Consider the following 6,061-nt stretch of genomic DNA (forward strand, 5'->3'; position numbering starts at 1 on the left):
ATTTATGAGGATACCTTCATGATTAAGTCTTTTGTTTTAATTGCACTATTGGTTGCTTTAAGTGCATGTGCTTATAACCCAGCATTTTATGAAGAGACACGCAAAATGGATAACACTTTACACAACAAATCAATGGGTTGATTTATAGTGAATGTGATCAAGGATGGTGAGTAAAGAGCATCTATTTTTATAGGTGCTTTTTTATGCCGAATTGAATCGGATGCTTAAGAGTAGGAATATAAAAATCGTTAATAGATGGCGCTGAACTAAATTTGGAATAATGCGAAATATTTAAATTGGATAAAACTAAATTTTTTTATTTTAAATTATTTTCTGATTAAACAGTTGATAGGAAAATAAACACTCCGAAGATGCCGCTGCATGTCGTTACCCTGAACCCGATGAGTTCAAGGTGGACGCGACGTATACTTGCTGGGTTTCCTGCACGAAGGCAGGCATACACTCTAAATACACAGAACGCATCCGGGGATATAAGTATCGGCAGGGATATAGACTCACTGGCGAACACCTCAGAGATAAACCAAGTATATATCATCAAGGATGATTGGCAAATCTTAACTTGGACTTAGACTCTCAAATACAACAGGGTTTGATCTGTTTGCATAAAGAAAAAGCAGTTTTTATACTGCTTTTTCAACATCTTCCAGAATCACACTTAAAAGTCGTTCACAGTGCGCGTATTCTTGTAAGGATTTGTTCATGCTCAAAACTTCTTGCATCAGTTCAAGTGCAACCATGATCACCAATTTGTTATGTTCAACATTTGGTGCTTTACGGCGAAACTCTTGAAACTTTTCATTGAGTAAATCACCAGCACGTTCCAAATCTGCTTTTTTCTCAGCAGTGGTTGATAAACGAAACGATTGCTCAATTAAACGTAATTCGACTGTGACTAATTCAGACATGCTTAAGCTTCCTCATTGGTTTCAGACGGATGAGCAAGTTGTTGAATCTCTTGCGCATGCTGATCTTGCTCAGTACCTAAAATCGCTAAACGCTGAATAATCGCTTCAACTTTTGCTTTGGCATGTTCATTTTTTTGAATGAGACGTGTTTTTTCAGATTGGAGTTCTTGAATTTCTTGCTGAGCTTGACGTTGCTCACCCAAAACCTTCTCTTTCACTACACGCAGTTCATTTCGTTCAGCCAAAATTTCTTGGAAACGATTTTTAAGATCAGTACAACTTTTCTCTAAACGTCCATATCGTTCAGCCAAAGCTGTTGAGTCAGTATTGAGCTGATTAAATGAAGTCTGTAATTGGCTTAATTTTTCAGTGAGGTCATCTGCTTCATCTTGCTTTTTCGTGATAATGCTATTTTTTTGCACGATTTGCGCGAAATGTTGTTCCTCACTACGTTGTTTTTCTTGTAGTAAGGTTGCATTTTGGCTCTCAACGTCATTCAGACGCGTTTTGAGCGTATTGATGTGCGCCTGTAGACGCTGTAATTCTTCTAACATAACGAGGTCGCGTAGATTCGTAATCAAAGGTAATATATACAGAAGTATAGAGATTGGAAAAGCGAATGCAAGACGATATTTCAGGTTGGTTAGATTGGAATCAACATTTTAGTTCAATTGAAGAGATTTCAAGTCCAAGTGAGTTACATGGGCTTTTAACTGGTATTGTTTGTGTAACGCAATCGCCTTCACGTGAAGAATGGCAACAAATCTTATCAACACTTGCTGTACCTGAATTGACAGAAGAAGCTTTAGATTTGTTGGTTGAAGAGACAGAAGATGTTTCTCATGCTTTATCTGATGATGAATTGGATTATCTTCCAATGCTTCCAGATGATACCCATGCTTTAGATGAACGTGTTCAAGCCCTGGCGGATTGGTGTGCAGGTGTGGTACTTGGTTTTGGATTGGCTTCAGGTCAAATCCGTCCAGATGAAATTGAGCTGATTGAGCATTTACAAGATGTGGCAGCAGTTGAGTTTGAAGAATCTGACAATGACGAAGAAGGTGAAGAAAGCTACGAAGAGCTCTATGAGTTTGTTCGTCTGATTCCTGTCAGTCTTGCTGTAGGTCGTACCAAAGTTGAGGTATCTGAAAGCACACTGTTAAAACAAGCGAAAAGTCATTCGACGAAAAAGTCAGATGTCAGTGTAGTCGAAATGTTTACGCCAAATCGTCCAAGTTGAAGACAACTTCCTATAAATTGAAGTGGTTGATGTTTACATTAAGGTGTAAACATCAACGCCCATATTCATCTAGAAAAGCCATATAACAATGAAATTAACTCAAGTAGATTTCCAAGACCGTCGTGATCGTTTAGCAGAAGCGATGGGACCGAACAGTATTGCGATTATTGAAACCAGCCAAGAAGCAATGCGTAATCGTGATGCAGACTATAAGTACCGTACGGATAGTAGTTTCTTCTATTTAACAGGATTTGCTGAGCCTGAAGCAGTCGCTGTCATCGAAACTTCTGAGAATGGCGAAGAATATACCTATAGTCTATTTTGTCGTGAACGTAACCGTGAAATGGAAATTTGGAATGGTTATCGTGCAGGTGTAGATGGAGCAGTAGATGATTATGATGCAGATGAAGCCTATGCCATTGATCTACTTGATGAAGAAATCATTGAAAAATTACTGAATAAAGAAAAATTATTCTATCGCATTGGTCAACGTGCAGAGTTTGATGCTCGTGTAGCCAAGTGGATTGTGCAAGCCAATGGTGAATCTCGTAAGGGCACAACAGCACCTGCGCAACTCATTCAGCTTGATCGCATTGTTGATGAAATGCGTTTACATAAAGACGCTGAAGAAATTCAATTGATGCAGATTGCATCCAACATTAGTGCTGAAGCGCATACTCAAGCGATGAAAGCAGTTCATCCAGGCATGATGGAATATGCGTTAGAAGCGGAACTGAATTATGTCTTTGGTAAAAATGGCTGTGTACCGTCTTATAACAGCATTGTCGGTGGCGGAGAAAACGGCTGTATTCTGCATTATGTGGAAAATAACAAAGAGCTAAAAGATGGTGATTTGGTCTTGATTGATGCTGCATGTGAATATGAATGCTATGCATCAGACATCACTCGAACTTTCCCTGTGAATGGTAAATTTAGTCCTGAACAAAAAGCATTGTACCAAGTGGTTTTAGATGCACAAATTGCTGCGATTGATGCTGTGCGTATTGGTAATTCTTATAAACAGCCACACAATGTTGCGGTACGTATTCTGGTTCAAGGTCTACTTGATCTCGGCATCATGCAGGGTGATATTGACGAGATTATTGAAAAGGAAACTTTCCGTCAGTTCTATATGCATGGTACAGGGCATTGGCTAGGCATGGATGTACATGATGTCGGTTCATATAAGCAAAATGGTGAATGGCGTACCTATGAAGAGGGTATGGTAGTCACTGTAGAACCGGGTCTTTATATTGCGCCTGATGATGAAACGGTTGATGCAAAATGGCATGGTATTGGTATCCGTATTGAGGATGATATCGTTGCCACTAAAAATGGTCCATTGAACCTAACTTCCAAAGTTGTAAAAACGATTGAAGATATTGAAGCATTGATGGCTTCATAATTTTCAAAATAAAGCCGATTTGAAGATCGGCTTTATTTCGCATAGCACTCATTATGTTAAATAGTTAGTATAGAGTTTACATTTTTAATCAAATTGAGATAGAAAATGATCTTGTAAATATCCTATTGGTTTACCCTCATAGAGCAAAGAAAAATCACCATTGTGTTCTTTTAAACTTGAGCTACCATCAATAACATCTAATACATTACTAATAGAATCAATCATTAATTGGCGTAAGATTGAGAAAAAACTCTCTTATGTTCGTCTGTTAAAGTATTAAAAAACTTACTGCTTTAATCAAATAAGGATCTTTTATTTCTGATGGTAAGTAATCAGTGAACAACCCTTTATAGATTTCTAGGTTTTCGTTAATGATTCCTTTTTTGAGCAGATTAGCTAATTCTTTCGAATCCATACCTTTTCCTTTATTTTAGTTTTGTATAACAGCCATTATGTTACATAAGAAAATACTCTTAAATAGATAGTGTTTAATTACTTTTGATAATCATAGATGAAAATTTTTTTCGCTAAAATAAAATTAAGTTGTACATATTTGATTTTATAGCAGACAGATTGGCTTTGATTTAAGTCCTCATAAAACTCACGCCATGTTAAACCTGAAGGAAAAGCTTTTTTATGAATCCTTTGGGTATCGTAAACATGGTTATCAACATTAAGATAGTAACCTGAACCATTTTTCGATTTACTCTTTCCCCTATAATATGCACAAGTTTCAATGATATTTTTAGGATTATTCAATTTATATTTTAAGATCGCATTATATCCCCATAGATTCATGAACATCCAAAAACTGATTAGTGAAATACAACCATACACCATCACTTGATACAATTTAGACTGCGACTTTATATGTTCATAATAACTCAATATATTTCCCTTTATTTCAGTATGTTGAACAGCTTTAAATAAAATTATCTAAAAGAATAAAACTACCAGCGAGTTAAGCTTTTCTAAAATTAACATAATACACCGTATTCGAAATGCTCTTGTTAGAACCCATTTAAATTGTCTATATTCTCACCAATAAAAATGTCTAGTTTATGATGGTTTTTATCATCATGGACTGGATATAAAATATAGATGCTGATCACTATGTCTGATAAAGAAATTCAACGTCTTGCAGTTCTGCAAGAGGTTCGAGATCATCGTATTACCCAAGTCCGTGCTGCTGAAATCCTGAATCTTTCCACTCGTCAAATTACCCGGTTATTGCAGAAGCTCCATCAAGACGGTGTTTCAGGTCTGGCGCATGCCAGTCGTGGTCACCCGGGTCATCATCGCCATGATGAGTTATTAAAATCAAAGTGCCTTTCCATTATTTCTGAACATCTGCTCGGATTTGGACCCACCTTGGCGCATGAGAAGCTCAGCAGCATGTTTGACCTGAATATCCCTGTAGAAACGCTTCGGCGCTGGATGACTGCAAATGAGCTCTGGATTCCGCGATCCAAACGTCTAAAACGCCCATATCAGCCACGCTATAACCGGGATTGCTTGGGTGAGCTGATTCAGATTGATGGCTCATATCATGACTGGTTTGAAGGCCGAGCCGCCAAATGCTGCTTGCTGGTTTATATCGATGATGCCACTGGAAAGCTGTTGCATCTGCGCTTTTGTGAAGCGGAAACGACCTTTGATTACATGCTTTCAACCCGAGCCTACATTGAGCAATATGGGAAGCCCTTGGCCTTTTATAGCGATAAACACTCGGTATTCCGAGTCAATCAGAAATCGAGCCAAGACAGCAAGATCACGCAATTTGGGCGGATTCTGAACGAGTTAAACATTGATATTATCTTCGCCAACTCACCACAGGCCAAAGGCCGCGTAGAACGAGCGAATAGAACCCTTCAGGACCGTTTGATCAAGGAGATGCGCCTAGAAGGCATCGGTTCGATTGCTGAAGCCAATGCATGGCTACCCTGCTTTATTGAGCATTTCAATCAGAGGTTCGCCAAATGTGCGAGAAACTCAAAGAATTTACATCGGCCCTTAACCGAATCTGATCTTGAACTGGATGATATTTTTACCTGGCAGGAACCGCGTAAGGTCACCAAGAATCTAACCCTGACCTATGACAAATGTATTTATATGCTTGAACCGACTGAATTAAACCAGAAATTAGTTGGGCAATATATTTCATTTCTAGAGTATCCGGATGGGACTGTGGCCCTCATGCATCAAGGACGAAAGCTCAACTACAGCATCTTCAATAAATTGGCTGGGCTACAGCAAAATGAGATTGTTGAAAATAAACGTTTAGGTTCAGTTCTAGCGCATATTCAACAGCAGCATGAAGCATTGGAAAAACAGAATAAACGTTCAAGAACAAACAAAAGTATGCCAAGTCGTAAAGCTCAGAAAGCCGGTATTGAACAAAGAAAGTTGAATCCTGTGCTTGACTCTTGTCGTTAAAAACAGGACATTTTAAATGGTTTATCGCATAGACATTTTAATTGGTGAATACCA

8 protein-coding genes and 1 other RNA gene are annotated in these 6,061 nt (G+C 38.3%); 4 read left to right on the top strand and 5 right to left on the bottom strand.

All coding sequences use genetic code 11. The features are described 5' to 3' along the window. Positions 1 to 18: 18 nt before the first annotated feature. Positions 19 to 141, top strand: a complete 123-nt coding sequence (locus AC5YDM_RS09390; RefSeq protein WP_496151841.1) for a hypothetical protein — start codon at positions 19 to 21, stop codon at positions 139 to 141. A gap of 217 nt (positions 142 to 358) precedes the next feature. On the opposite strand, the gene ssrS is transcribed toward AC5YDM_RS09390, so the two are convergent. The 3 genes from ssrS to AC5YDM_RS09405 all read right to left on the bottom strand — a co-directional run bounded on the left by ssrS (position 359) and on the right by AC5YDM_RS09405 (position 1,480). Continuing rightward, positions 359 to 540, bottom strand: a non-coding RNA gene (ssrS, locus tag AC5YDM_RS09395) — 6S RNA. Positions 541 to 641: 101 nt separating this feature from the next. Continuing rightward, positions 642 to 926 (bottom strand): cell division protein ZapA, encoded by a 285-nt coding sequence (locus AC5YDM_RS09400; RefSeq protein WP_496151842.1) that lies wholly within the window; start codon positions 924 to 926, stop codon positions 642 to 644. 2 nt (positions 927 to 928) lie between these two features. Next, complete coding sequence (locus AC5YDM_RS09405) at positions 929 to 1,480, bottom strand: hypothetical protein (protein WP_496151843.1); 552 nt, start codon at positions 1,478 to 1,480, stop codon at positions 929 to 931. Positions 1,481 to 1,545: 65 nt separating this feature from the next. On the opposite strand from AC5YDM_RS09405, the gene AC5YDM_RS09410 reads away from it, so the two are divergent. Together AC5YDM_RS09410 and pepP are read left to right on the top strand one after the other, a co-directional pair. Further along, positions 1,546 to 2,166, top strand: a complete 621-nt coding sequence (locus AC5YDM_RS09410) for a UPF0149 family protein (protein WP_496151844.1) — start codon at positions 1,546 to 1,548, stop codon at positions 2,164 to 2,166. 88 nt (positions 2,167 to 2,254) lie between these two features. Next, a complete protein-coding gene (pepP, locus tag AC5YDM_RS09415; protein WP_496151845.1) occupies positions 2,255 to 3,571 on the top strand; it encodes a Xaa-Pro aminopeptidase in 1,317 nt (438 codons plus the stop codon). A gap of 268 nt (positions 3,572 to 3,839) precedes the next feature. On the opposite strand, the gene AC5YDM_RS09420 is transcribed toward pepP, so the two are convergent. Beyond that, positions 3,840 to 3,986 carry a hypothetical protein gene (locus tag AC5YDM_RS09420; protein ID WP_496151846.1) on the bottom strand — a complete coding sequence of 49 codons (147 nt, stop codon included), beginning with the start codon at positions 3,984 to 3,986 and terminating at the stop codon, positions 3,840 to 3,842. Between the two features lie 77 nt (positions 3,987 to 4,063). Further along, positions 4,064 to 4,369: a hypothetical protein gene (locus tag AC5YDM_RS09425; protein WP_496151847.1), complete on the bottom strand. Its 306-nt coding sequence runs from the start codon at positions 4,367 to 4,369 to the stop codon at positions 4,064 to 4,066. Positions 4,370 to 4,672: 303 nt separating this feature from the next. Between AC5YDM_RS09425 and AC5YDM_RS09430 the strand changes: the two genes are divergently transcribed. Further along, positions 4,673 to 6,007 (top strand): ISNCY family transposase, encoded by a 1,335-nt coding sequence (locus AC5YDM_RS09430; RefSeq protein ID WP_496151848.1) that lies wholly within the window; start codon positions 4,673 to 4,675, stop codon positions 6,005 to 6,007. Positions 6,008 to 6,061: the final 54 nt, after the last annotated feature.

This window comes from Acinetobacter sp. CY81, from assembly GCF_059515925.1.